The organism is Hydrophilobacter chitinilyticus, assembly GCF_049860745.1.
In the GTDB taxonomy this organism is placed as follows: Bacteria; Pseudomonadota; Gammaproteobacteria; order Burkholderiales; family Burkholderiaceae_C; genus Rhodoferax_B.
In genome coordinates, this window is record NZ_CP187561.1 from 5311035 (window position 1) to 5335523 (window position 24489).

Here is a 24489-nt window from a genome sequence, read left to right on the forward strand (position 1 = left end):
ACATCAGTCCATCTCAGCGCGGCGCGCGCGTCACACGCGCGTTCACCACATTCATCACCAACGACACCACCAGGTTGATGCTCAGGTACACCAGCATGATGATGACGATGACCTCCAAAGCCTGGCCGTTCTGGTTGATGGCGGTGTTGCCGATCGACACCACATCGGGGTAGCCAATCAACACCGCCAGCGACGAGTTCTTGATCAGGTTCATGTACTGGCTGGCCAGCGGCGGAATCACCAGCCGCAGCGCCTGCGGAAAGATCACCGTGCTGATCGTCTGCTGCCGCGTCATGCCCGTGGCCAGCGCCGCATTCCACTGCCCTACCGGCACGGCCAGCACGCCGGCGCGCACCAGCTCGGCAATGGCGCCAGAAGTGAAAAACGTCAGCCCCACACACAGCGCCAAAAACTCGGGCGATAGGGCCGCGCCACCGCTGATGGACAAACCATCGACCTCGGGGTGCGTCCACCCGCCCACGGCACCAGCCACCAGCCAAGCCAACGCCAGCCCCACCGTAAACCCGGCCACCGCCAGGCCACTGGTGGCCATGAGCGAAGCGCTCTGCCCCATGCGCCGCAGCCAGTGCACCACGCCCCATGCCAGCAGCGCGCCCAGCCCCAAGCCGGCCAGCACGGCCCAACCGGTTTGCGCCGGCGCCGCCACTTGCAAGCCTTGTTTGGAGAACAGCGCGATGCCACCCAACATCCAAGGTTCGGTGGCTTCGGGGAACAGCTCGGTGAAGATCAAATACAAGGCCAACAGTTGGATCAGCAGCGGTGTGTTGCGCGACAACTGCACCCACAGCCCGGCAAACCCACGCACCAGCGGGTGGTGCGACAGGCGGGCCAGGCCGATGGTGACGCCGCACACGGTGGCCAGCAGCACCGCCGCGAAAGCCACACGCAAGGTGTTGAGCATGCCGACCCAGAACGCCGTGAGATAGACGTCGCTGGAGTCGAACTCGGTCAAGCTCTCGCTGATGTTGAAGCCAGCAGGCGACATCAGAAAGTCGAACCCAGCGCGAATCTGCCGCGCCTTCAGGTTGTCGGAAACGTTGACCACCAGCCAGGCCAGCAACGCCACCAGAGCCAGTAAAAACGCGCCCTGCACCAGCACACTGTTGCGCCGACGCGCGCGCTCCCGCGCCAGATAAGCGGCGTCGCCGGGCGGAGCGGAAGAAGAAAACAGTGGCATGGTCAACAGGTGTTAGATGCTGGGGCTCAACACCGCCCCGGCTTCAACACACAGATGGATGCTCAACGAATCGGCATGGCGTAAATCAGGCCGCCTTGTGTCCACGGCTTGTTCACGCCGCGAGGCAAGCCCAGAGGCGTTTTCTCGCCCATGTTGCGCTCAAAGCTCTCGCCGTAGTTGCCCACCGCGTTGACGATGCGGAAGGCCCATTCACGGTCAAGACCCAGGAGCTTGCCGGTGTCTTCGCTCACACCCAGGAAGCGTTGCACGGCCGGGTCTTTGCTCTCGGCTTTGAGTTTGGCCACGTTGGTTTTGGCAATGCCCAGCTCTTCGGCTTCTTGCGTGGCGTAGAGCGTCCACTTGACAATGGCGGCCCACTCGTCATCGCCACGGCGCACGGCTGGGCCGAGCGGCTCTTTGGAAATCACGTCGGGCAGGATCGTAAAGTCGTTGGCATTGGGCGCCTTGGAGCGCGCGCCCACCAGGTCAGAAATATCGGTGGTCAAGGCCTGGCAGCGGCCCGAGAAAAACGCCGCTTGCACAGCCTCAGCGGTGTCGAACACCACCGATTTGTACTTCATGCCCTTGCCGCCAAAGTAGTCGGCCACGTTGCGTTCGCTGGTGGTGCCGGCCTGCACACAGATGGTGGCGTTGGCCAGCTTGGAGACGCTGGCCACCTTGAGCTTCTTCGGCACCATGAAGCCTTGACCGTCGTAGTAGTTCACGCCCAGGAAGGTCAGACCCAAAGACGCATCGCGCGTGAGCGTCCAGGTGGTGTTGCGCGACAACACGTCCACCTCACCGGCCTGCAGCGCGGCAAAACGTTGTTGCGAATTCAGCGGGATGAACTTCACCTTCTCGGGGTCGTTCAGCACCGCAGCGGCCACGGCGCGGCACAGGTCCACGTCCATGCCCGACCACCGGCCCTGGCTGTCGGCGTTGGAGAAACCCGGCGCAGAGGTATTGACGCCACACGTCACCACCCCTTTGCTCTTCACCGCATCCAGCGTTTTACCGGCAAAGGCAGGCGTGGCCGTGGCCGCCAGGACGGCCAGCGCCAGGGCGGAAAAAGACAGTGCAGATTTCAGCATCAGATGGTCTCCTCTTGCGTTTTGTTTGTGGGTTCAGAGTGCGCCGGGAGATCATACTGATCCGGCGGAATCTGTCACAAAAGTCGCGCATCAAAGACAAACAGAACTGAAACTAGACGTTTGCGCGGGCAATCCTCAATGGTGCCGGTGCCGCGCTCTGTGCTACCACCGCCGCAACGCCCAAGCGGTTACGGCCATGGCTGGGGGTGTTCAATTTGAACTGGCGCACCGCATGGCCCAGTTGCACCGCCTGGTCGTTGAGCGAGGCCGAAGCGGCCGCCGACTGCTCTACCAAGGCCGCGTTTTGCTGCGTCATTTGGTCCAACTGCTGCACCGAGCCACTCACGTCTCGCAGGCCTTCGCCTTGGGCCTGTGCCGATGCGGCGATCTCGGTCATCACATCGGTCACTTGGCGCACGCTGCGCATCAGCTCGGTCATGGTGGTGCCAGCGTCGCCCACCAGGCGCGTGCCGCCTTGCACACGTTCGACCGATGCGCCAATCAGGTCGCGGATTTCCTTGGCGGCATCGGCCGAGCGTTTGGCCAGGCTGCGCACTTCGCTGGCCACCACGGCAAAGCCTCGTCCCTGCTCGCCGGCACGTGCGGCTTCTACCGCCGCGTTCAGCGCCAGGATGTTGGTCTGGAAGGCGATGCCGTCGATCACGCCAATGATGTCGGCAATGCGTTGCGAACTTGTGTTGATCTCGTCCATGGTGCGCACCACTTGCGCCACCATGCTGCCACCGCGCTCGGCCACTTCCGCCGCACCGGCGGCGAAAGTATTAGCCTGGCGGCTGGCGTTGCCGCTGCGCTCCGCAGCCTCTAACAACTGCGCCATCGACGAAGCCGTGACCTGCAGGTTGGCCGCCGTGTGTTCGGTGCGCTGGCTCAAGTCCTGGTTGCCGCTGGCAATTTCGCTGCTGGCCAAGGCAATGCTTTCGCCCGCGTGTTGCACCTGCTGCACCAGGGCGCGCAGGGCTTCCTGCATGCGGCCCATGGCCTGCACCAAGTGACCCACTTCGTCGTTCGAGGTGAGCTCCACGTCCACCGACAAATCACCTTCGGCAATGCGATCGGCCAGCGCGGTGGCGCGCGTCAACGCACCGGCAATGCTGCGCACCGTCCACAACGTCACCGGCAGCAACACCGCCAGCGCGAGCAAAGGAATGCCCACCAGCAGGCCCGACATGGCGGCGGTGCGGGTGCTCAAATCTTCTTGCGCTTGCTGCATTTGGCTGCGCGACAACAGCACCAATTCCGACAGGTTTTTGTCAGCCCCTTCCATGTGGGTTTTCACGCGGTCGGCGTAGGCCCCGGCCACGGCGCCGTCAATTTGCGCCGCTTCAATTTGCGCCAGCACGGGGGCAATGCCGACTTCATATTGTTTGAGCAGGTCGCTCACATTGGCCAAGCCTTTTTGGTAGGCCGCGTCGTCGGCTTGCGCCTTGGCCAAGGTGCTCATGCCGCTGCGCAGTGCAGCCAGCGACTTCGACCAACGCTCGCGCAAGGCAGCCACTTCGACCGCGTTGTTGGCGTTGATGAGAATGTCTTTCTCGATGCGGCGCACATCGCCCAGGGTGGTGCGCAGGTCGCCCACGTCGGTCATCACCGGCAGCTTGCGGCCCAGCAGTTCCTCGAGGGTGCTGCGGGTCTGGTCGAGGGCGCCGTAGCCCATGGCGCCGACCACCAACAAGGCCAGCAACGAAAACACCATGCTGAAATACAAACGCGCACGGATGGAAAGCTGGCTCAACAAACGCATGGGAACTCCGGTCAGTAAAAGATGAAAGCCCGACCAGAGGCCTTGTGGGCTTCTGGCGCATAGGTGAAACATCTTGAAGCAACTTTCATTCCGAAACTGTCTCCCGCTGGTCAGCTGACGCAAAAACCACATCGGCCTGCGCCGAACCGTCCATGACACGGCCAAAGCGGTTGCCCAAAAAGTCAGCCAAGGCCATCTGTTCCTGGCCAATGAACCCGGCCTGCGGCAGTTGCCCTTGGGCCACCAAGTCGAGTGCAGTGCACATGCCGCTGGCGGTGGTCACTTGGATGGCGCTGAGGCCGTGCCCATCCACCACCAGGCCAACGATGCGCGCGGCATACGACTCCTGCATCAGCCGCCCGCCACGCTGGCCGGTGGCAGTGGCAAACACCAGCACCACGTCTTGGTCGGTGCCGGGCACGGCGGCTTCCAGAATGTCTTTGAGCAGGTCGCGTCGGTCGGCCAAGCGCAGGTCTTGCAGCAACAGCTTCATCACGGCGTGGTGGCCAGGGTAGCGGATCGACTTGTAGTCGACATGGCGAGCACAGCCTTGCAGCGTGTGGGTGAGCGTGCCCAAGCCGCCCGAGGTATTGAAGGCCTCATAGGCCACGCCGTCGATGGCGAAGGTCTCCAGCCCTTCGAGCGCGGGCACCTGTTGCGGCACGCCGTCCACCAAGGCCTCGCAGGGGTTGCAGTATTCGTTGATCAGGCCTTCGGTGCTCCACGTGAGGTTGTAGCCCAGGCGGTTGCTAGGGTAGCGGGGCAAGGCGCCCACGCGCAGGCGCAAGCTGTCCACCGCGTCAAAGCGCTGCGCCAGGTCGTGGCCCACCACGCCAATAAAGCCGGGCGCCAGGCCGCACTGCGGCATCAACACACTGCGCGCATCGGCCGCCAGCGCTTGAATGGCCTGGGTGCTGCGCACGTCTTCGGTCAGGTCGAAGTAGTGCACGCCAGCGGCCACACACATTTGCGCCACGCTCACGGCTTTGTGGAACGGCAGCGCGTTGAGCACCGCGTACTGGTGCGCGATGGCTGCGTGGGTGTCGGCGGCGCCTTGGGCTAGGCACACCTCAAACCCCAGGTCTTGCAGCACCTGCAGGCGCTGCGGGTCGTGGTCGGCCACGCGCACGGTGTAACCGCCAGCCTTGCGCAGCATCAGGGCCAAGGCAAAGCCGATGTGACCCGCGCCGAGGATGGTGATGGGGCGGGCGGCGACATTCAGGTTGGGGTTGGGATTGGTGGTCATAGCGGGCTCCGGGGAATGGGTGAATCGGTAACCCATCGTAGGAAAAATTGCTGTCAATTTGTAGCGCCTAGACCGTCAAAAAGTTGTCTATAAACTATCAAAACGGCGAAACTAACAAGCGAAATAACCACCGATGCGATTCAGCCATGTCTACAACCCTTGACGACACCGACCGCCGCCTGCTCAGCCTGCTGCAGGCCAACGCCCGCGAGCCCACCGCCACGCTAGCGCGCAAGCTGCATTTGGCGCGCACAACGGTGGTGGCGCGTTTGGCGCGGCTGGAGCGCGAAGGGGTGGTGGCGGGATATGGCCTGCGCTTGGGCACGCGGCTGGAGGGCTCTGCCGTACGCGCCTATTGCGGGCTCAGCATCCAGCCCAAAACCACGGCGGCGGTGCTACGTGCGCTGCAGCAAATGCCCGAGGTGGAAGAGGCTTCGGCCGTGAGCGGGCCGTTTGATTACCTGGTGTTTTTGCGCTGCGAAACGCATGAGCAGTTGGATGTGCTGCTGGACCGCATTGGGCTGATCGACGGGGTGAACCACACCCAAACGTCCATCGTGCTCAGCCGCAAGATCGACCGGCGCGGCGCGGTGGCGCCACCGGCGTGAAGGGTAGCGCTAAGCGACGCGTTCCAGAATCAAGACGATGAAGAAACCGGCTGCCGCGAGCAGCGTCCACTTCAGCGTGACCCAGCCGAAACGCTTGTAGCGCTCTTGCCCGGTGCCCGCGTAAAACGCAAAACAGACGGCTGCGCCCAACAGGCACAGCATGATCAACCAGCGGAACAGCAGCATCTTGGGATTGCTGCCTTACCAGGCGCGCGCCAACTGCGCGAAGCCCTTGGGCGCTTGGCGTTCGTCGTCAAAGGTGACGATTTCGTACGCCTCGGGGTGCGCCAGCAGCTCGCGCAGCAGCAGGTTGTTCAGCGCGTGGCCCGAGCGGAAGGCACTGTAGGCCGCGAGCAGCGGTTTGCCGATGAGGTACAGGTCGCCAATGGCGTCGAGGATCTTGTGTTTGACGAACTCGTCGTCGTAACGCAGACCATCGGAGTTGAGGACTTTGTAGTCGTCCATCACGATGGCGTTGTCCAACCCACCGCCCAGCGCCAAGCCGTTGGCGCGCAGCATTTCCACGTCTTTGGTGAAGCCGAAGGTGCGTGCCCGCGCGATGTCGCGGGAGTAGGAGTTTTCACCCATGTCGAACTCGACGCGCTGGCCTGTCGAATCCACCGCCGGGTGCGAAAAGTCGATCTCGAAGCTGAGCTTGTAGCCGTGGTACGGGTTGAGCCGCGCCCACTTCAGGTTGGCGCCCTCGCCTTCGCGCACTTCCACCGGCTGCGTCACCTTGATGAAGCGGCGCGGCGCGCGTTGCAGTTCAATGCCCGCGTTGGACAGCAAGAACACAAACGACGAAGCCGAGCCATCCAAGATGGGCACTTCTTCGGCGTTGATGTCGATGTAGAGGTTGTCGATGCCCAGGCCTGCGCAGGCCGACATCAAGTGCTCCACCGTGTGCACCTTGGCATTGCCGGTGGCAATGGTGGAAGCCATGCGGGTGTCGCTCACCGCCATGGCAGAGATGGGGATGTCCACCGGCTCGGGCAGGTCGACGCGGCGGAACACGATGCCGGTGTCGGGTGCGGCCGGGCGCAACGTCAACTCGACCCGTTGGCCACTGTGCATGCCGACGCCGATGGCGCTGGTCAAAGACTTGAGAGTACGTTGCTGGAGCATGCGGCGATTTTAAATGCGGACCAATCACATCCATCCTACAAGGTCATGAAAAAAGCCTACCGCGGCCATAGACAGAGCTAGGCAGCGGTAGGCTTTTAAGGGGCTTGTGAGCCCTTGGTCAGACCTTAGTCGGCTTGCTTGCGCAGGAAGGCTGGGATTTCGTAGTCGTCCATCCCGCCAGACGACAGCGCATCGACGCGCGCGCTGGCTTGCGTGCGGTTAGGCGTGCGCCACACCGCTGGGCCGCGCAGCGACTCGTAGTCGGGCTGCGAGCCACCCACGCCGCCAGCACCGCCCATGGCACCCAGGCCGCCCGTAGCACCCACGCCGCCGCCCACGCCACCGCCTTGCGGCAGTTGGAAGCCCACGTTGTCGGTACCCGTGCGTTGCACCACTTGCAGCGGAGGCGCATTGCGGCGCGCACCTTGGCGGCTCAAACCAGTGGCCACCACGGTCACGCGGATCTGGTCGCCCAGGTTGTCGTCGTAAGCCGTACCGTAGATGACGTGTGCATCGGGCGAAGCGTAGGCGCGGATGGTGTTCATGGCCAGGCGCGACTCGCTCAACTTCAGCGAACCCTTGGCAGCCGAGATCAGCACCAGCACGCCCTTGGCGCCCGACAGATCGATGCCTTCCAGCAGTGGGCAGGCTACGGCTTGTTCGGCCGCGATGCGTGCGCGGTCTGGGCCGTCAGCCACAGCCGTACCCATCATCGCCTTGCCGGGCTCGCCCATCACGGTGCGCACGTCTTCAAAGTCGACGTTCACGTGGCCTGGCACGTTGATGATTTCGGCAATGCCGCCCACGGCGTTTTTCAGCACGTCGTTGGCATGCGCAAAGGCTTCGTCTTGCGTGACGTCGTCGCCCAGCACTTCGAGCAGCTTTTCGTTCAGCACCACGATCAGCGAGTCGACGTTGGCTTCCAGCTCGGTCAGGCCGTTGTCGGCGTTGGCCATGCGCTTGGGGCCTTCAAAGTCGAAAGGCTTGGTGATCACGCCAACGGTCAGAATGCCCATCTCTTTGGCCACCCGGGCGATCACAGGTGCAGCGCCCGTGCCCGTGCCGCCGCCCATGCCGGCGGTGATGAACAACATGTGCGCGCCGGTGATGGCGGCACGGATGTCGTCCACGGCCAGCTCAGCCGCTTCACGGCCCTTTTCAGGCTTGCTGCCAGCGCCCAGGCCGCTTTGGCCCAGTTGGATGGTCTTGTGTGCAACGCTGCGGCCCAGGGCCTGTGCGTCAGTGTTCGCGCTGATGAATTCCACGCCTTGCACAGCGCAGCCAATCATGTGCTCGACGGCGTTGCCGCCACCGCCACCCACGCCGATCACCTTGATCTGCGTACCCAGGTTGAACTCTTCGACTTCGATCATTTCAATTGGCATTTTTCTTCTCCTAGATTTTCAAATTTTTCGCAGTTGCTTGTATGTGATGTTGTTCTTTTATGGGCCCCTACCAGGCTCACACGGCTCGCGCCATGGCGGATAAGAGCTTCGCCATCGTCTGGACGGCGGGCCCTGCGGGCTACCCCGCGCATACCAGTGGGTTAAACACACAGCATGCATCAGAAGTTCCCAATAAACCAGTCTTTGACACGGCCCACTGCCGTTTTCATCGAGCCATTTTTCTGCGCCACTTTGAAGCCGCGCAGACGTGCAATACGCGCCTCTTCCAGCAAGCCCATGACAGTAGCAGCACGCGGCTGGCCGACCATGTCAGACAAGGCGCCGGAATACTTCGGCAGGCCACGGCGCACCGGCTTCAAGAAGATGTCCTCGCCCAACTCCACCATGCCCGGCATGACCGCGCTGCCGCCAGTGAGCACGATGCCCGAGGACAACACTTCCTCGTAGCCCGACTCACGAATCACCTGGTGCACCAGCGAGTAAATCTCTTCGACCCGCGGCTCGATCACACCGGCCAAGGCTTGTCGGCTCAACATGCGCGGACCACGGTCGCCCAGGCCCGGCACTTCCACCTGGGCATCGGGGTCGGCGAGCAATTGCTTGGCGCAACCGTTCTCCACCTTGATGTCTTCGGCATCTTTGGTCGGAGTCCTTAGCGCCATCGCGATATCGCTGGTGATCAAGTCGCCGGCAATCGGGATCACCGCCGTGTGGCGGATGGCACCATTGGTAAACACCGCCACGTCAGTGGTGCCCGCGCCAATGTCCACCAGGGCCACGCCGAGTTCGCGCTCGTCGGCCGTCAAGACCGAAAGGCTGGAGGCCAGTGGGTTCAGCATCAACTGGTCGACGTCGAGCCCGCAGCGGCGCACACACTTGATGATGTTTTCCGCCGCACTTTGCGCGCCGGTCACGATGTGCACCTTGGCTTCCAGGCGGATGCCGCTCATGCCGATGGGCTCTTTCACGTCTTGCCCGTCGATCACAAACTCTTGCGGCTCCACCAACAGCAGGCGCTGGTCGGTCGAGATGTTGATCGCCTTGGCGGTTTCGACCACACGCGCCACGTCGGCTGCCGTGACCTCACGGTCTTTCACCGCCACCATGCCGCTGGAGTTGATGCCGCGCACGTGGCTGCCGGTGATGCCGGTGTAGACGTGCGAGATCTTGCAGTCGGCCATCAGCTCCGCCTCTTTCAGCGCGAGCTGGATGCTCTGCACGGTGGCGTCGATGTTGACCACCACGCCGCGCTTGAGCCCGTTGCTGGGCGCCACGCCAAAGCCGGCCAGCTTGAGCTCGCCGCCCGACATGACTTCGGCCACCACCACCATTACCTTAGCGGTACCGATGTCGAGGCCGACCACCAGATCTTTGTACTCTTTTGCCATACAGCGTCCTGTTTCCCTTATTTCTTCTTCGGCGTGGGCAACGGTGAAGTCACCGTGGTCACACCATTCATCCGTAGCGCATAACCTTCGTCGTAGCGCAGGTCTGCCCGCTCTACCGCGTCGATGGTTCGCCCATATTGGCCGGTGACCTGGGTCACCGTGCTCAAAAATCTTCGCAGCCGGCGCACCACGTCGTCGGCATTGCCTCGGCCCAGCTCAATCTCGGAGCCACTGTCGGTCTTGGCCAACCAGCCGCCACGGTTGCTCAGGCTCAGGTCTTCCAGCGTGGCGTCCAGCGGCTCGAACAGCGGCGCCAGCGTGCGGTACATGCCCAACACCTGGCCGGCTTCGTCGGCCGGGCCGTTGAGGTGTGGCAAGTCTTCACGGCCGGCTTCATCCACGTTGGCTTCAAAAATCTCGCCGTAGTTGTTCAGCAACTTGGACTCACCATCCGGCCCCCAGAAGGCGGCGGCCTGGTGTTCTTGCAGCACCACGCGCAAGCGGTTCGGGAACTCGCGGCGCACTTCGGCGCGACGCACCCACGGCACGGCTTCAAAAGCTTCTTTCACGTCCGTCAAATCGACAGTGAAGAAGTTGCCGCGCAACTTGGAGCCGACGTTGGCGTACAGCGTGACCACGTTGTTGTGCGTGACATCACCCAACACCGAAACACCGCGAATCGCAAACACCGGCTGACGCAGCCCCCACCACAGCGCACTGGCCAGCAGCGCGACGGCCACGCCCACATACATGACCGAAGCGGTCATGTTCATGAGCTTGACGTCCACGGGCACGGCCAGTTGGTTTCTCATGCGGCGGCGCCTCCGGCGGCTGGCTCGGCATGGTCGGGGTAGTCACGCGTCGTGCCCTGCAGCAGTTGCACACACAGCTCCTCGTACGAAATACCAGCCGCGCGGGCCGACATCGGCACCAGCGAGTGACCGGTCATGCCGGGCGAGGTATTGATCTCCAGCAAATACGGCTGGCGGGTGCTGGCGTCGATCATCACGTCGGCACGCGCCCAGCCACGGCAGCCCAGCGACAGGTAGGCCTTGCGCACCAGTTCCTGAATGGCTTCTTCTTCGCCTTCCGGCAAACCGGCGGGCACCAGGTACTTGGTATCGTCGGTGAAGTATTTGTTGTTGTAGTCGTAGTTGCCATCGGGCGCCACGATGCGGATCACCGGCAGCACGCGAGCAGCGCCCCCCGTGCCGAGCACCGGGCAGGTGACTTCATCACCACGGATGAATTGCTCACACAGCACCAAGTCGTCGTGCTGCGCGGCCAGGCGGTAGGCCTCTTCGCATTGCTCCGCGGTGTAAACCTTGGTCAGGCCGATGGTGGAGCCTTCGCGCGCGGGCTTCACGATCATCGGCACACCTAAAGCCGCAAAAGCTTCGCGTGTGGCCTCGGCGCTGTTGACTTCAAACCAGCCCGGCGTGCGCAAACCATCGGCGCGCCAGATGCGCTTGGTCATGACCTTGTCGATGGCAATGCTGGACGCCATCACACCCGAGCCGGTGTAGGGAATGCCCAGCAACTCCAACGCGCCCTGCACCGTGCCGTCTTCGCCAAAGCGACCATGCAGCGCGATGAAGCAGCGCGCAAAACCGTCGCGCTTCAACTCGGTCAGATCGCGCTCGGCGGGGTCGAACGCGTGAGCGTCCACGCCACGGCTGCGCAAGGCCTGCAGCACGCCGTTGCCCGACATCAGCGACACCTCGCGCTCGGCCGACACGCCTCCCATGAGCACCGCCACCTTGCCAAGATTCAAGCCATTTTGGCTCATACCGCCCCACCCTTCTGCGTAGACAGCTCTACTTTCGATAGCATTTCAACCACTTTTCCGGCCACGGCACCAATCGAGCCCGCGCCCATGCACAACACTACGTCACCACCGCGCGCGTTATCCGCAATGGCTTGTGGCATGCCCGCGATGTCGTCCACAAACACCGGCTCCACCTTGCCCGCCACCCGCAGCGCACGCGTCAACGCCCGGCCGTCGGCCGCCACAATCGGCGCCTCGCCAGCGGGGTAGACCTCGGACAGCAGCACCGCGTCGGCGTCGCCAATCACTTTCACAAAATCTTCAAAACAGTCGCGTGTGCGGCTGTAGCGGTGCGGCTGGAACGCCAGCACCAAGCGCCGCCCAGGGAACGCACCGCGAGCGGCCGCCAGGGTGGCGGCCATCTCCACCGGGTGGTGGCCGTAGTCGTCGATCACGGTGAAGCTGCCACCATCTGCCGCTGGCACGTCGCCATAGGGCTGGAAGCGGCGGCCCACGCCGTGGAACTCGGCCAGGGCTTTCTGCACGGCCGCGTCGGGCACGTTCAGCTCCACCGCAATGGCAATGGCCGACAGCGCGTTCAACACGTTGTGCCGGCCGGCGAGGTTGAGCACCACGTCCAGGTCAGGCAGCGTGACGCCGTTGCGGCGCTGCACGGTGAAGTGCATCTGACCGCCCACCGCGCGCACGTTGATGGCGCGCACCTGAGCGTCTTCGTCAAAACCGTAGCTCGTGATGGGGCAGGTGACCTGCGGCACGATTTCGCGCACCGCCGGGTCGTCGATGCACAACACGGCCGTGCCGTAGAACGGCATGCGGTGCAGGAAATCAACGAACGCTTTTTTCAGGTTGCCGAAGTCATGGCCGTAGGTTTCCATGTGGTCGGCGTCGATGTTGGTCACCACCGCCATCACCGGCAACAGGTTCAGGAACGAGGCGTCCGACTCGTCGGCCTCGACCACGATGTAGTCGCCGCTGCCCAGCTTGGCATTGGCACCGGCGCTGTTCAGCCGCCCGCCAATCACGTAGGTGGGGTCGAGCCCGGCCTCGGCCAGCACACTCGCCACCAGGCTGGTGGTAGTGGTTTTGCCGTGGGTGCCGGCAATGGCAATGCCCTGCTTCAGGCGCATCAGCTCGGCCAGCATCAGCGCGCGCGGCACCACGGGAATGTGTTTCTCGCGGGCCATCAACACTTCAGGGTTGTCGGCCTTCACGGCCGTGCTGGTGACCACGGCATCGGCCAAGGCCACGTTCTCGGCCGCGTGGCCGATGGTGGTGGTGATGCCCAGGCCGCTCAAGCGGCGCAGCGTAGCGCTGTCGGCCTGGTCGGAGCCCGAAATCGTGTAGCCCAGGTTGAACAGCACTTCGGCGATGCCGCTCATGCCGATGCCGCCAATGCCCACGAAGTGGATGTGTCGAATGGCGTGTTTCATGGGGTGTCTCCGGTCTTCACCTGCGAGGCCACAGCGGCTTGATCGCCAGCCACCAGCTCTGCGCAGGCATCGGCCACCGCATCTGCGGCGCCGAGTTTTTGCATCTTTTTGGCTTCCAGGGCACAGCGCAACAGCGCAGGCCGCTCTATTTTTTGCAGCTTTTCAGCCAAGCATTCGGCGGTGAGCGTCGACTGCTGCACCAACCAGCCTGCGCCGTGGTTCACCAGGAACTGCGCGTTGGTGGTCTGGTGGTCGTCCACCGCCGCCGGGAAAGGCACGAACAACGCGGCAGCACCCACGGCGGCCAGCTCGGTCACGGTGCTGGCACCGGCGCGGCAGATCACCAGATCGGCATCGGCATACGCCTTGGCGGTGTCGTCAATGAAGGCGGTCAGTTCGGCATCGACACCGGCCGTCGCATAGTTGGCGCGCAAGGCGTCGAGTTGTTTGGCGCCGCTTTGGTGAACCACCTGCGGGCGCTGGTCGGCCGGGATCAAGGCCAACGCTTGTGGCACCACCTCGTTGAGCGCACGCGCACCCAAACTGCCGCCCACCACCAACACCTTCAGCGGCCCGGTGCGGCCGGTAAAACGCGTGACCGGGTCGGGCTGGTGCAAGAACGCTTCGCGCAGGGGGTTGCCCACCCAGCTTGACTTGGGCAGAGCATGTGGAAACGCGGTGAACACCCGTGTGGCCACAGCCGCCAAAGCCTTGTTGACCATGCCGGGCACCGAGTTCTGCTCGTGCAAGACCAGCGGCTTTTGCATCAGCACACCCATCATGCCGCCAGGGAAAGCGATATAGCCGCCCAGGCCCACCACCACATCCGGCCGCACGCGGCGTATCACCTTCAGGCTTTGCCAGAAAGCACGCAGCAGGCGCGGCAGCAGCAGGGCCAGGGTCTTGAAGCCCTTACCGCGCACGCCCGAGAAGTTGACCGGCTCGAACGCAAAACCGCGTGGCGGCACGAGTTGGCTTTCCATGCTGCCGGGCACACCCAGCCAATGCACACGCCAGCCGCGCGCACGCAGCGTCTCGGCCACGGCCAGGCCGGGGAAGATGTGGCCGCCAGTGCCGCCAGCCATGATCAAGGCACAGGGTTGCTTGGCGGTCGTCATACACGCCCCCCGTGCATCAACACGCCGCGTGCCGCGTCGTGCACCGCTTGCGCGGTGTGCCCATTTTGGTGAAACGGTCCACTCATACACGGCCTCCGTGCATGAGTTGCCTGTTTTCATAGTCGACCCTCAGCACAACTGCAATCGCCACCACGTTCATCAAAATCGCCGAGCCCCCAAAGCTCATCAGCGGCAGCGTCAACCCTTTTGTGGGCAACGCGCCCAAGTTCACGCCCATGTTGATGAAGGTTTGAAAGCCCATCCACACGCCCACACCTTGCGCCACCAGACCGGCGAACACGCGGTCGAGGGCGATGGCTTGGCGGCCGATGTGCATGAGGCGGCGGGTGAGCCAGAAGAACAGGCCGATCACGCAGATCACGCCGATCAAACCAAACTCTTCACCAATCACGGCGAGCAAGAAGTCGGTGTGCGCTTCGGGCAGCCAATGCAGTTTTTCAACACTGCCGCCCAGGCCGACGCCAAAGATTTCGCCGCGTCCTATGGCGATCAGCGAGTGCGACAGTTGGTAGCCCTTGCCCAACGCGTATTTCTCGCCCCAGGGGTCGAGGTAGGCAAAAATCCGCTCGCGGCGCCAGTCGCTCAGCGCAATCATCAAGCCGAAGGCCACCACCAGAATGGCGGCGATCAAGAAGAACATGCGCGCATTGACACCGCCCAGGAACAAGATGCCCATGGCGATGATCGCGATCACCATGAAGGCGCCCATGTCGGGCTCAGCCAGCAGCAACACACCCACCACGGCCACAGCCACGCCCATGGGCATCACGGCGCGGAAGAAGTTTTCCTTCACGTCCATCTTGCGCACCATGTAGTTGGCCGCGTAAAACAGAATCGCCAGCTTGGCCAGCTCAGACGGCTGGAAGTTCATCACACCGAGCGAGATCCAGCGGCGTGCGCCGTTCACCCCTTTGCCAATGAAGGGCACCAGCACCATGATCAACAGCACCAAGGCGAACACAAACAACCACGGCGCCCAGCGCTCCCAGGTCTGCAACGGCACCTGAAAGGCCAACAAGCCAAACAAGAAAGCCACCACGATGGCGATCATGTGGCGTATCAAGAAGTGGGTGTGCGCGTAGTTGGCGAAACGCGGGTTGTCCGGCATGGCGATGGACGCGGAGTACACCATCACCAGGCCCCAGGCCAGCAATGCCACGGTGACCCACAGCAGCGGTTGGTCGAAACCCTTGACCACCACCGGCTTGCTGGGCATGCGCGAAAAGCCGCTCGCCCCCAGGCGCACAGGCAAGGCATCGGCCGCCGTTTTCGGCAGGCCCTTGAACCAGCTAGGCCATTGCAGGGACGAGAACATGCTCATGCTGCAAACTCCCCGGTGGCGCCGAAGCCATCGTCATCTTGCAGCGCCTGCACCGCGGCCACGAACACCTTGGCGCGGTGTTCGTAGTCTTTGAACATGTCGAAGCTGGCGCAGGCGGGCGACATCAGCACGGCGTCGCCAGGCTGCGCGCGCTCGGCGGCCAGCTTCACGGCTTGCGCCATCGATTCAGGTGTGCCGCCGGCATCTTGTATCGACACGCCGGTGCCTTCGAGCGCGGCACGGATCTGCGGCGCGTCGCGCCCGATGAGCACTACCGCACGCGCGTAACGTGCCACGGGGTCGGCCAGCGGGCTGAAGTCCTGGCCCTTGCCGTCGCCGCCCAGGATCACCACCACGCGACGCTCTGCCCCGAGGCCTTGCAATGCGGCCACGGTAGCGCCGACGTTCGTGCCCTTGCTGTCGTCAAAATATTCCACATCGCCCACCAAGGCGATCGACTCCACGCGGTGCGGCTCGCCGTGGTATTCACGCAGGCCGAACAGCATGGGCGCCAGCGCACAACCGGCAGACGTCGCCAGGGCCAGAGCCGATAACGCGTTGACCGCGTTGTGTCGGCCACGGATACGCAGCGCATCGGCCGGCATCAGGCGCTGGATGTGCAGGTCTTCTGCGGCTTCGTTGCGTTTGCGCTTGGTCTCGTCGGCTTCCATGGCGCGCACCAGCCAGGTCATGCCATTGGTGATTTCCAGGCCAAAGTCGCCGGGGCGTGTGGGCATGTCGCCGCCAAAGGTCACGTGGGCGCGCACTTGCGGCTTTTGCAGCTTCACACGCAGGGGTGGTGGCAACATAGCCATCACGGCCGGATCATCGCGGTTCAACAGCATCAACCCATTGCGGCCAAACACGCGCCCTTTGGCCGCCGCGTAGGCTTCCATGCTGCCGTGCCAGTCGAGGTGGTCTTGCGACAGGTTGAGCACCGTGGCTGCGGTAGGCTCGAATTGGTTCGACGCGTCGAGTTGAAAGCTCGACAGCTCCAGCACCCACACCTGCGGCAGGTCGCAGAGGTCGAGCGTCTTGTCCAAATGTTCGCTCAGCGTGTCGAGCAACGTGGGGCCGATGTTGCCGGCCACGGCCACGGTTTTGCCGGCGCGCTCGACCAGTTGGCCGGTGAGCGAGGTCACGGTGGTTTTGCCGTTGGTGCCGGTGATGGCCAGCACCACGGGCTGATACCCCACGGGCACGGGCTCTGGCGCGCGCAGCGTGACCAGGGGCTCGTCGGCGTCGTGTGTGTCTTTGAGTTCGGGCTCGGCTGGGGCGTCTTCGGTGGTTTCATCGGCAGAAGGTTCAACTGCCTCCTCTGCAACCGGCGCTACAACAACGGCCGCGGCTTCGTCGGTTTCCGCTGCTTCCGCAGCCTCAAGTGCCTCGGCCGCAGCCTTCGCCGCCAACACCTCTTGGCTTTGCAACGTCAGATCGACCAGCGCCTGGCTGAACAGATCGAGTTCACCGCCCAGCACCAAGCCCATGGCGCGCGCCGCGTCCATCACAGGTGCCAGTGTTTGCGGCGTGAGGCCAGGCGATCGGTAGACCGCGCGGATCGGCGTGGCTTCCACCAGCGCAGCGGCAAACGCACCACCGACAAATTGCGCACCCGGCACGTCGCACCGCAAGGCTTGCAACTGTGGCGGCGCCTCGCGCGTGTCGGCCACTGTGACCACGGCGCCATGGCGCGCGCACCAACGTGCCATCGCCAGGCCAGACGCGCCGAGGCCGAGGATGAGAACGTGGAGGTCTTTGAGGTGCAGCATGTGATCAGCGCAACTTCAAGGTCGACAGGCCGATGAGGCACAACAACATGGTGATGATCCAGAAGCGAACCACCACTTGGGTTTCTTTCCAGCCGCTCTTTTCAAAGTGGTGGTGCAGCGGTGCCATTTTGAACAGGCGCCGCCCCGTGCCAAAGCGTTTCTTGGTGTACTTAAAGTAGCTGACCTGCAGCATCACCGATAAGGCTTCCACCACAAAAATGCCGCCCATGATGGACAGCACAATTTCCTGGCGCACGATGACCGCGATGGTGCCCAAGGCACCGCCGAGCGCCAGCGCGCCCACGTCACCCATGAACACTTGCGCCGGGTAGGCGTTGAACCACAAGAAGGCCAGGCCTGCACCGGCCATGGCGGCGCAGAACACCAGCAACTCGCCAGCGCCCGGAATGTGTGGAAAGAACAGGTAGCGCGAAAACACTGCGCTGCCGCTGATGTAGGCAAACACACCCAGCGCCGAGCCCACCATCACCACCGGCATGATGGCCAAGCCGTCCAGGCCATCGGTCAGGTTCACGGCGTTGCTGGAGCCGACGATGACCAGGTAGGTCATGATCACAAAACCAAGCACGCCCAGCGGGTAAGTCACTTCTTTGAAGAACGGCACTTGCAGGCCGGCCTTGGGCGGCAGGTTCACGTCGAAGCCCGACTGCACCCAGCTGAAGAACAGCTCCATCACGCGCCAGTTGGAGTTCTCGGAAATGCTGAACACCAAATACAAAGCGGCCAACAGGCCGATGAGTGATTGCCAGAAGTATTTTTCGCGCGAGCGCATGCCCTCGGGGTCTTTGTTGACCACCTTTCTCCAGTCGTCCACCCAACCAATGGCGCCGAAGCCGAAGGTCACCAACATGGTGATCCAGACAAAGCGGTTGGTCAGGTCAAACCACAACAAAGTAGAGATGGCGATGGTCAGCAGAATCAGCACGCCGCCCATGGTGGGCGTGCCTTGTTTGGCCAGATGGGTTTCCATGCCATAGCCACGGATCGGTTGACCCACTTTGAGTTCGGCCAACTTGCGAATCACAAACGGGCCCGCCAGCACGCCGATGAGCAGCGCCGTCATGGCGGCCATCACCGCACGGAAAGTGAGGTACTGGAAAACGCGAAAAAACCCGAAGTCGGGCGATAGGGTTTGCAGCCATTGGGCCAGGCTAAGCAGCATGGGGCGGCTCCTTCATTTTTGTTGTTGTGGCAGATGCGGCAAGCGGGTTCGGTTGGGTTTGTGTTTGCACAAACTCCACCACGCGCGGCATCTGCATGAAACGAGAGCCTTTGACCAAAATACTCGCAACCTCGGGCAACATCTCGCGCACGGCGGCATTCAGCGCATCGATGCTTTCAAAATGGCGGCCAGCGCCAAAACTGCTGCTCACGTGCGTAGCCAAGGCACCGAGCGTGAACACATGCTCAAGGCCCACCTGTCGAGCGCGCAAGCCCATTTCGGAGTGGAATTGCGGGCCTTGGTCGCCCACTTCGCCCATGTCGCCCAGCACCAGCAAGCGCGGCGCCGGCAGAGCGGCCAACACGTCGATCGCGGCCAGCACGGAGTCGGGATTGGCGTTGTAGCTGTCGTCCACCAGCGTGATGGCGCGGCCTTGCCACGACACTGGCAATGCACGCGAGCGGCCCTTCACCGGTTCAAAAGCAGCCAAGCCACGGCCAATGGCTTCCAGCGGCAAACCGGCCGCCAAGGCACAGGCGGTGGCGGCCAGCGCGTTTTTCACGTTGTGTTGGCCTGCGATGTGCAGCGTCAGCAGCAGCTCGCCCGCAGGCGTGTGGGCTGCAGCCTGCCAGGCGCTGTGCTCCCAGAACGCGGCGCCAGCGGCAGACACGTCGGCACCGGTGTGTGCGCTTCGGTCCCAGGCAAAGGTGCTGCAGCGTCGGCCAGCAGCCAGGCCACGCCACAGTTCGCAATAGGGTTCATCAGCCGGAAACACGGCCACGCCGTCGGCCGCCAAGGCACGGAACACTTCGCCGTTTTCTTGCGCCACGGCTTCCACCGTGGCCATGAATTCCATGTGCTCGCGCTGCGCGTTGTTGACCAAGGCCACGGTGGGCTTGGCCATGGCGGCCAGCTTGGCGATTTCGCCAGGGTGGTTCATGCCCAGTTCGACCACGGCGAGCTTGTGGCTGGCACGCAGGCGCAGCAGCGTGAGCGGCACACCGATGTCGTTGTTGTAGTTGCCTTGGGTGGCGAGTGATGCGTCGGCCTCGCCGCCTACAGCCGCGCGCAAGATGGACGCAATCATTTGCGTCACCGTGGTCTTGCCGTTGCTGCCGGTCACGGCTATCAGCGGCAGCGTGAACTGCGCGCGCCAAGCTGTGCCCAAGGTGCCCAACGCGGCCAGGGTGTCATCCACCTCGATGCACGGCAAGCCGTGTTGCGCAAAGCCACCGCTGGCACCAGGGTGGCAAAGAGCAGCCGCAGCACCGCTGGCCTTGGCCTGCGCCAGCATGGTGTTGGCGTCAAAGCGTTCGCCGTGCAGGGCGACGAACAGGTCGCCGGGCTGCAGGGTACGGGTGTCGGTATGCACACGCTTGATAGGCGTGTCGGCAGCGCCAAACAGGCGGCCGCCGGGGAGCCAGGCCAAGGCCTGCTCCAGGGTCATCATGGTGGTGGCGCTCATGCTGCAGCACCTGCATTCAAAACTGCGCGGCGCTGAAGAGCGGCCTGCGCGTGGGATTTATCGGAAAAGACGTGTTTCACGCCTGCAATTTCTTGCGTGGGTTCGTGGCCCTTGCCTGCCAGCAGCACCACGTCGCGTGCATCGGCCTGGGCCAGCGTTTCGGCAATGGCCAGTGCGCGGTCGGACTGCACTTGCACGCCAGCGCGGTTGCAAACACCCAGCAGAATCTGGCTGATGATGGCTTCGGGCCGTTCACTGCGTGGGTTGTCGCTGGTCACCACCAACACATCACTTTGCTTCTCGGCCACCGCCGCCATCAAAGGGCGCTTGTCAGGGTCGCGGTCGCCGCCGCAACCAAACATGCACCACAGCTTGCCGCCGCGCGCTTTGGCCATGGGGCGCAGGGCTTGCAGGGCTTTGTCGAGTGCGTCGGGCGTGTGGGCGTAGTCAATGGCCACCAGGGGTTGGCCGGCTTCGGTCAAACAGTCCATACGGCCTGGCACTGGCGTGGCAAAGGCGCAGACGCGTACGACCTCGGCCAGCGGAACGCCGAGGGCGCGCATGGCGCCCATCACACCCAGCATGTTGGCCACGTTGTACAGGCCGATGAGCGGGGTGTCGACCAGGTAGTGTTCGTCACCTTCGGCCACAGTGAAGCGCAAACCAAGGTCTGAGTAGCCGATGTCGCGCGCGCGCAGGCGGGCATCACGTTCGCAAGACACCGTCCATACATCCAGGCTGCCGCCGGCCAACTTTTCAGCCAGAGCTTCGCCCTTCACGTCATCCACGTTCAGCACGGCGGCCTGCAGGCCGGGCCAGGCAAACAGCTCTTCCTTGGCCTGCCAGTAGGCGGCCATGCTGCCGTGGTAGTCGAGGTGGTCTTGCGTGAAGTTGGTAAAAATGGCGACGCGGATCTTCGTGCCATCCAAGCGGCGCTCGGCAATACCGATCGACGAGGCTTCGATGGCGCAAGCAGCAATGCCCTCGTCCACAAAACGGCGGAACTGCTGCTGCAGTTGCACCGGGTTGGGCGTGGTCAAACCAGTGGCTTCTACATCGGGCGGAATGCCAATACCCAAAGTACCCATCACCGCGCATGGGATAGGCGCAGGCAGCTCTACTTTTGAGAGCATTTGCGCCAGCCACCAACTGGTGGATGTTTTGCCATTGGTACCGGTCACAGCCAGCACCGAAAGCGCCTCCGAAGGGGCGTTGTAATACGCAGCGGCGATGGGGCCGGTGCTGGCCTTCAGGCCGGGAAAACTCGCCACGCCACGCGCGCCGTCAAGCTTGAAGGCATCGCTGCCGGCTTGCTCAACCAGGCACGCCGTGGCGCCGCTGGTGATGGCGTTCGGCACGAAGGCGCGGCCGTCATTGGCCGCACCGGGCCAGGCGATGAAGCCGTCGCCGGGTTGCACCTGACGGCTGTCGACACGCAGCACGCCCGTGACGTGGCTGCGCAGCCAAGTCACGACACCGTGCACGGAGTTGAGCGCCTGCATCAGAACGACTCCTCCACCGGGTTGGCCACGATTTGCGGCTTCACGTCCATGTCGGGCGCCACACCCATTTGGCGCAGCGTTTGCTGAACAACTTCGCTGAACACGGGGGCGGCCACAGTGCCACCGAAGTATTGGCCGGCACTGGGCTCGTCCAGCATCACGGCCACGATGACGCGTGGTTTTTCAATCGGCGCCATGCCGGTGAACCACGAACGGTATTTGTTGCTGGCGTAGCCCTTGCCCACTTGTTTGTGCGCCGTGCCCGACTTGCCCCCCACCGAGTAACCCACGGTTTGCGCCTTCTGGCCGGTGCCCCCAGGGCCCGCGGCCATTTGCAGCATCTTGCGCACGGCCACTGCCGTCTTGGCAGAGAACACGCGTGTGCCGACCACTTCATCACTGTTCTTCAGCATGGTGGCAGGGATGATTTCACCATCGTGCGAGAAGGCTGTGTACGAGTGCGCCATCTGGAACAGCGAAGCCGACAGGCCGTAGCCATACGACATGGTGGCCTGCTCGATCGGGCGCCAGGTTTTCCAGGGACGCAAACGACCTGTGACAGCGCCAGGGAAAGTGATTTGTGGCTTCTGACCAAAACCCACGGCGGTGAAGGTGTCCCACATCTCGTGCGGCGTCATGCGCTGCGCAATCTTGGTGGCGCCAATGTTGCTGGACTTCTGGATCACACCTTCCACCGTCAACAACCCGTAGTTGTGTGTGTCGGTGATGGTGGAGCCGGTGATGGTGAGGCGGCCGGGGCTGGTGTCGATCGGCGTTTGCGGCGTGACGCGGCCGGCTTCCAAGGCCATGGCCACGGTGATCGGCTTCATGGTCGAGCCTGGCTCGAAGGTGTCGGTCAACGCGCGGTTCCGCAGTTGTTCGCCGCTCAGGTGGCGGCGATTGTTCGGGTCATAGCTAGGGTAATTCGCCAGGGCCAGTACCTCGCCGGTGACGGCATCCATCACCACCACGCTGCCGGCTTTGGCTTTGTTGGCGATGACAGAGTCGCGCAGCTTTTGGTAGGCGAAGAACTGCACCTTGCTGTCCACGCTGAGCTGAATGTCTTTGCCGTCGACAGGCGGCACCTGGTCGCCCACGTCTTCCACCACGCGGCCCAGACGGTCTTTGATCACGCGGCGCGAGCCGGGCTTGCCGGCAAGTTCTTTGTCGAACGCCAGTTCCATGCCTTCCTGGCCATGGTCTTCGACGTTGGTGAAACCCACCACGTGGGCGATGGGTTCGCCTTCGGGGTATTCGCGTTTGTATTCGCGGCGCTGGTAGACACCTTTGATACCCAGCGCGGCAATTTCTTGTGCAATCGGCTGGTCGACCTGGCGCTTGATCCAGACAAAGGTTTTGTCTTCGTTTTCGAGCTTTTTGTTCAGCTCGGTCAGCGGCATGTCGAGCAGGCGCGCCAAAGCTTTGAGCTTGGCAGGGTCACGGTCCACGTCTTCGGGAATGGCCCAAATACTGGCGGCGATGACGCTGGACGCGAGGATCAAACCATTGCGGTCCAGAATACGGCCACGGTTGGCGGGCAGCTCCAAGGTGCGTGCAAAACGCACCTCGCCTTGGCGAATGAAGAAGTCGTTGCCGATGACCTGGATGTAGGCGGCACGCGCGGTCAGGCCGATGAAGCCCAAGGCGATCATCGCCACCACAAACTTGCTGCGCCACACCGGCGTCTTGCTGGCGAGCAGCGGGCTCGATGTGTAGCGCACGCTCACGCTGGCGTTGCGGCTTCCGTTACGGCGGCTCATTGCACAGGCCTCGCCGTGTCATTGCCTTGCAAGCCCTGCACACGGCCGGCACTGGCACCTGAAGTGGGCGTTTGCGTAGATGCAGGAGCCTGCGCCTGCATCGTCACGTATTGCGTGATGGCCGGCGAGCTGGAGCGCATTTGCAGTTGTTCTTTGGCGAGCTTCTCCACCCGCAGCGGCGTGGCTTGGGTGCGGCGCTCGACCTGCAGGCGTTCGTTTTCCACCACCAGCTTGCGCGCCAGGGTGTTGGCGCGGTCCAGCTCCACAAACAGGCTGCGCGACTCATACTGGGTGTGCACCAAGTACAGCGCGCTCACCAGCACCGCCAGCAACAACATGAGGTTCAGCCGGGTCATGCCACCTCCGTGCGGATGGCCACGCGCATCACGGCGCTGCGCGAGCGCGGGTTGCGGTCCACTTCGTCTTTGCTGGGCTTGATGCGCCCTAGTGCCTCCAACTTCATGGCGGCGGGTTTGGACAACATCCAGTCCGGCGCGCGGCGATCGACAATTTCACGCGCGTGTTTGGCGATGAACTGCTTGACGATGCGGTCTTCCAGCGAATGAAAGCTGATCACCACCAAGCGGCCGCCTGGCTGCAAAACCTTCAGCGCGCCTTCTAGCGCTTGCTGGAGCTCTTCAAGCTCGGCATTGATGAAAATCCGAAAAGCTTGAAATGTGCGCGTGGCAGGGTTCTGGCCTGCCTCACGGGTTTTGACCGCACCAGCCACGAGCTCGGACAGCTCGGTAGTGGTTGTGATGGGGCCGCGCTCTTCTCGGCGAGCCACAATCGCCTTTGCAATCGGGCCAGCAAACCGTTCTTCGCCGTAGTCACGTATCACCTCTGCGATCTGTTGAACTTCAGCCGTGGCCAACCAGTCAGCCACGCTTTCGCCGCGCGTGGTGTCCATGCGCATGTCCAGCGGGCCGTCGAATCGGAAACTAAAACCACGCGTGGGGTCGTCGATTTGCGGCGAGCTGACGCCGATGTCCATCAACAAACCGCTGACGCTGGCCTCGGGCAATTCGCCCACACTGCTGAAAGCCTGGTGGCGAATGGAAAAACGCGGGTCGTTGACGCTGGCGGCACTGGCGATGGCCATGGGGTCGCGGTCAAACGCGATCAGCCGGTCTTGCGGGCCCATGCGCGACAGCAGCAGGCGCGAGTGGCCGCCGCGCCCAAAGGTGCCGTCCACGTAGGTGGCCGCAGCGTTGGCGTCTTGGGCGTCAGCCGGTTTGCGAAGGAGCGCATCCACAGCCTCCTCCAACAAGACGGTGGTGTGTGTTCTTGTGTCGTCCACCGTCCGG

The 24489-nt window shown here is 63.2% G+C and carries 21 protein-coding genes; 1 reads left to right on the top strand and 20 read right to left on the bottom strand.

Going from position 1 to position 24489, the window contains the following annotated elements; all coding sequences use genetic code 11:
• Positions 1 to 13: 13 nt before the first annotated feature.
• The 4 genes from ACPWMG_RS23815 to ACPWMG_RS23830 form a co-directional block, all read right to left on the bottom strand.
• Positions 14 to 1198: an ABC transporter permease subunit gene (locus tag ACPWMG_RS23815; protein ID WP_483301969.1), complete on the bottom strand. Its 1185-nt coding sequence runs from the start codon at positions 1196 to 1198 to the stop codon at positions 14 to 16.
• 62 nt (positions 1199 to 1260) lie between these two features.
• On the bottom strand, positions 1261 to 2289 hold the full coding sequence (locus ACPWMG_RS23820; protein WP_483301970.1) for an amino acid ABC transporter substrate-binding protein: 1029 nt from the start codon (positions 2287 to 2289) through the stop codon (positions 1261 to 1263).
• Positions 2290 to 2401: 112 nt separating this feature from the next.
• On the bottom strand, positions 2402 to 4051 hold the full coding sequence (locus ACPWMG_RS23825; RefSeq protein WP_483301971.1) for a methyl-accepting chemotaxis protein: 1650 nt from the start codon (positions 4049 to 4051) through the stop codon (positions 2402 to 2404).
• 85 nt (positions 4052 to 4136) lie between these two features.
• Positions 4137 to 5297: a saccharopine dehydrogenase family protein gene (locus ACPWMG_RS23830; RefSeq protein WP_483301972.1), complete on the bottom strand. Its 1161-nt coding sequence runs from the start codon at positions 5295 to 5297 to the stop codon at positions 4137 to 4139.
• Between the two features lie 146 nt (positions 5298 to 5443).
• On the opposite strand from ACPWMG_RS23830, the gene ACPWMG_RS23835 reads away from it, so the two are divergent.
• Positions 5444 to 5905 (top strand): Lrp/AsnC family transcriptional regulator, encoded by a 462-nt coding sequence (locus ACPWMG_RS23835; RefSeq protein ID WP_483301973.1) that lies wholly within the window; start codon positions 5444 to 5446, stop codon positions 5903 to 5905.
• 9 nt (positions 5906 to 5914) lie between these two features.
• Here ACPWMG_RS23835 and ACPWMG_RS23840 read toward each other — a convergent pair whose 3' ends face one another.
• The 16 genes from ACPWMG_RS23840 to rsmH form a co-directional block, all read right to left on the bottom strand.
• The gene (locus ACPWMG_RS23840; protein WP_483301974.1) at positions 5915 to 6091 is read right to left on the bottom strand and encodes a hypothetical protein; all 177 of its coding nucleotides are present in this window, start codon (positions 6089 to 6091) and stop codon (positions 5915 to 5917) included.
• A gap of 15 nt (positions 6092 to 6106) precedes the next feature.
• A complete protein-coding gene (lpxC, locus tag ACPWMG_RS23845) occupies positions 6107 to 7030 on the bottom strand; it encodes a UDP-3-O-acyl-N-acetylglucosamine deacetylase (protein WP_483301975.1) in 924 nt (307 codons plus the stop codon).
• 125 nt (positions 7031 to 7155) lie between these two features.
• Positions 7156 to 8415: a cell division protein FtsZ gene (gene ftsZ / locus ACPWMG_RS23850; protein ID WP_483301976.1), complete on the bottom strand. Its 1260-nt coding sequence runs from the start codon at positions 8413 to 8415 to the stop codon at positions 7156 to 7158.
• A gap of 179 nt (positions 8416 to 8594) precedes the next feature.
• The gene (gene ftsA / locus ACPWMG_RS23855) at positions 8595 to 9824 is read right to left on the bottom strand and encodes a cell division protein FtsA (protein WP_422830240.1); all 1230 of its coding nucleotides are present in this window, start codon (positions 9822 to 9824) and stop codon (positions 8595 to 8597) included.
• Between the two features lie 17 nt (positions 9825 to 9841).
• A complete protein-coding gene (locus ACPWMG_RS23860; RefSeq protein WP_483301977.1) occupies positions 9842 to 10636 on the bottom strand; it encodes a cell division protein FtsQ/DivIB in 795 nt (264 codons plus the stop codon).
• Positions 10633 to 11613, bottom strand: a complete 981-nt coding sequence (locus tag ACPWMG_RS23865; protein ID WP_483301978.1) for a D-alanine--D-alanine ligase — start codon at positions 11611 to 11613, stop codon at positions 10633 to 10635. The genes ACPWMG_RS23860 and ACPWMG_RS23865 overlap by 4 nt, the downstream gene beginning before the upstream one ends.
• Positions 11610 to 13043: a UDP-N-acetylmuramate--L-alanine ligase gene (gene murC, locus ACPWMG_RS23870; protein WP_483301979.1), complete on the bottom strand. Its 1434-nt coding sequence runs from the start codon at positions 13041 to 13043 to the stop codon at positions 11610 to 11612. The genes ACPWMG_RS23865 and murC overlap by 4 nt, the downstream gene beginning before the upstream one ends.
• Positions 13040 to 14161, bottom strand: coding sequence for an undecaprenyldiphospho-muramoylpentapeptide beta-N-acetylglucosaminyltransferase (murG, locus tag ACPWMG_RS23875; protein ID WP_483301980.1), 1122 nt, complete (start codon positions 14159 to 14161; stop codon positions 13040 to 13042). The genes murC and murG overlap by 4 nt, the downstream gene beginning before the upstream one ends.
• A gap of 82 nt (positions 14162 to 14243) precedes the next feature.
• Positions 14244 to 15497: a putative lipid II flippase FtsW gene (gene ftsW, locus ACPWMG_RS23880; RefSeq protein ID WP_483305326.1), complete on the bottom strand. Its 1254-nt coding sequence runs from the start codon at positions 15495 to 15497 to the stop codon at positions 14244 to 14246.
• Positions 15498 to 15499: 2 nt separating this feature from the next.
• Positions 15500 to 17272 (bottom strand): UDP-N-acetylmuramoyl-L-alanine--D-glutamate ligase, encoded by a 1773-nt coding sequence (gene murD / locus ACPWMG_RS23885; protein ID WP_483301981.1) that lies wholly within the window; start codon positions 17270 to 17272, stop codon positions 15500 to 15502.
• Between the two features lie 4 nt (positions 17273 to 17276).
• Positions 17277 to 18455, bottom strand: coding sequence for a phospho-N-acetylmuramoyl-pentapeptide-transferase (mraY, locus tag ACPWMG_RS23890; protein WP_483301982.1), 1179 nt, complete (start codon positions 18453 to 18455; stop codon positions 17277 to 17279).
• Positions 18445 to 19905 carry a UDP-N-acetylmuramoyl-tripeptide--D-alanyl-D-alanine ligase gene (locus ACPWMG_RS23895; RefSeq protein ID WP_483305327.1) on the bottom strand — a complete coding sequence of 487 codons (1461 nt, stop codon included), beginning with the start codon at positions 19903 to 19905 and terminating at the stop codon, positions 18445 to 18447. Before ACPWMG_RS23895 ends, mraY begins: the two co-directional genes overlap by 11 nt.
• An 11-nt stretch (positions 19906 to 19916) precedes the next feature.
• The gene (locus ACPWMG_RS23900; RefSeq protein ID WP_483301983.1) at positions 19917 to 21422 is read right to left on the bottom strand and encodes a UDP-N-acetylmuramoyl-L-alanyl-D-glutamate--2,6-diaminopimelate ligase; all 1506 of its coding nucleotides are present in this window, start codon (positions 21420 to 21422) and stop codon (positions 19917 to 19919) included.
• Positions 21422 to 23182, bottom strand: a complete 1761-nt coding sequence (locus ACPWMG_RS23905) for a peptidoglycan D,D-transpeptidase FtsI family protein (RefSeq protein ID WP_483301984.1) — start codon at positions 23180 to 23182, stop codon at positions 21422 to 21424. The genes ACPWMG_RS23900 and ACPWMG_RS23905 overlap by 1 nt, the downstream gene beginning before the upstream one ends.
• Complete coding sequence (gene ftsL / locus ACPWMG_RS23910; RefSeq protein ID WP_483301985.1) at positions 23179 to 23538, bottom strand: cell division protein FtsL; 360 nt, start codon at positions 23536 to 23538, stop codon at positions 23179 to 23181. Before ftsL ends, ACPWMG_RS23905 begins: the two co-directional genes overlap by 4 nt.
• Entirely contained in the window at positions 23535 to 24482 is a 948-nt protein-coding gene (rsmH, locus tag ACPWMG_RS23915; RefSeq protein WP_483301986.1) for a 16S rRNA (cytosine(1402)-N(4))-methyltransferase RsmH, read from the bottom strand. The genes ftsL and rsmH overlap by 4 nt, the downstream gene beginning before the upstream one ends.
• Positions 24483 to 24489: the final 7 nt, after the last annotated feature.